Below are 1,882 nucleotides of genomic sequence, written 5' to 3' on the forward strand. Positions count from 1 at the left end.
TAAGGTGTTGTCAGCTTCAGTAGCCGCCTTTTGCGTTGACTCAGATACCTCACTAATTGCGGCTGTCATTTGTTCCACCGCCGCGGCTGCACTTTGCATTTGCGTCGCCTGAGCTTTAGCGCGCTCGGCAAGTTCTTTTATGGCCTGATAGTTTCCATCACCCAGGCTGTCCATACCGTCGCTCGATTTTCGGATGGCATCGACTGAATAGCTGGTTTCTATGGCGACAGAGTTTAAGTAATGGGTTATTTTCGACAGTTCATCTTTGCCCTCTGTTGTGCCTAAGCTGTTTAAGTCACCATTAGCTAACTGTTTTGCCATACGAATGTTGGCTGACACAGCGCGATAAATGCCTAAGTACAGACTGGTGAAGAGCAGTAATTGTAAAAGCAGTACGCCCAGCATCAACGCGATATTGGTCCATACCACAGTATCCAGTTTTCCAGCACGCTGTTCTAATCTGGACTGATACGCTGGAATAACACTGTCATAAAAACCAAACAAGGCGCCAATTGCCGCAGTGCCTTCACGGAAAAAATCCCCGGCTGACATTTGTCGCTTCAGCAGCCTACGCGATGCCGTCTCACTAAATAGTGTTAATTGTTGCTCGGCCGCTTCCGCCTGTTTCAGCAACCCAATCTCATTGGTTTCATCGGATAGGTTCTTAACCGCCTCAACAAAGTTCGAAACCTGGTTTTCCAGTACGTAGTTTATTGTGGTGATATCTTGCTGCAGCTCTTTGCTTTCCTGGCCGTTTAACCATTGCGCTCCGAGACCCCTTAAGCGCCCGCTCTGCTCAACTAACTGCGGCAGTTCTTCAACCGCAAGACGTGCCAGCAGAAGGCTGGCCAGCTCGTTCTCCAACAGCTGTTGCGAGCCGGCACTAAGTTTTGCTAAAAGGTTTTGGAGATCTTTCAATAGCTGAGTGTGCTGCTTAAACTGGCCGGTAGAACCGTTAAGACTTTGCCATTGACGCCGAAGTTGGGACAACGCCCGTGTGGAGAAAAACGCCTGCTGGCTTTGTAACGCCTCAAGCTTATCGAAGTGACTATTAATGGCTTGCACAGAGCGGTTTATTTCTCCGGAAAACTCACGCTTTTGCGCATCGCTCCCGGTCATTCCCCGGTGCTTAGCAATATGCTCCAGCAACCCTCTGAACTCAGGCCAGTACTGGGCTGCCGTTTGCTTTTCTGCCACTTGCTGACTCTTATTTAAGGAGTCAGTTACCATCAGTGAACTGAGTACAATAACCGGAATAAACAACAAAAAACCGATTAAGCTGAATTTTCGTCGAAAGCTTAATAAATTAAACAACTTCTGGACAGGGCGAGTTAACCAATCGAGCCACTTCATAACCACTCCACTACAGGCAAAATCTGCAACCACAAACGGGCTATTTTGCCTATTCATCGGCATTAGTCACATGAAATATAGGGTTATTACTTATTAGGTAGCTGTTACTTGATCAGGATCAATAAACCAGTAAGCTCTCCAGAGTCATCTCTGTCATTTCACTAAAAGCCGTCTGCCTTTCATTCGCCGATAAACCATTACCCGTTCTTATTTCATCGGAGACTGTCATAACGGCTAACGCCTGTTTCTTGTGTATAGCGGCAATGGCGTACAGTGCAGCAGCTTCCATATCTAACGCCAGCACATTCATAGCCTCCAGTCGGCATTCCAGCTTTTTATCAGGATGATAAAAGCTATCGGTTGAAAACACATTCCCCACCGCCACCGGCTGATTTTTTTTCTGACAATAGCCGACAAATTCACTCAACAACTTATAATCTGCAATAGGAGCAAAGTCGTAACCACCGAACAGCTGCCGGTTCATCGCCGAATCGGTGCAAGCTCCCTGGGCTACCACTAAGTCTCGGGT

Annotated in this window: 2 pseudogenes; both read right to left on the reverse strand. The window is 47.4% G+C overall.

Annotated features, from left to right (window positions below):
* Nucleotides 1-1,353 (reverse strand): annotated as a pseudogene (locus tag B3180_RS07610) (methyl-accepting chemotaxis protein); the annotation flags it as partial.
* A gap of 118 nt (nucleotides 1,354-1,471) precedes the next feature.
* Nucleotides 1,472-1,882, reverse strand: a pseudogene (deoD, locus tag B3180_RS07615) (purine-nucleoside phosphorylase); the annotation flags it as partial.

The organism is Idiomarina sp. UBA4206, from assembly GCF_002383015.1.
GTDB classification, from domain to species: Bacteria; Pseudomonadota; Gammaproteobacteria; order Enterobacterales; family Alteromonadaceae; genus Idiomarina; species Idiomarina abyssalis.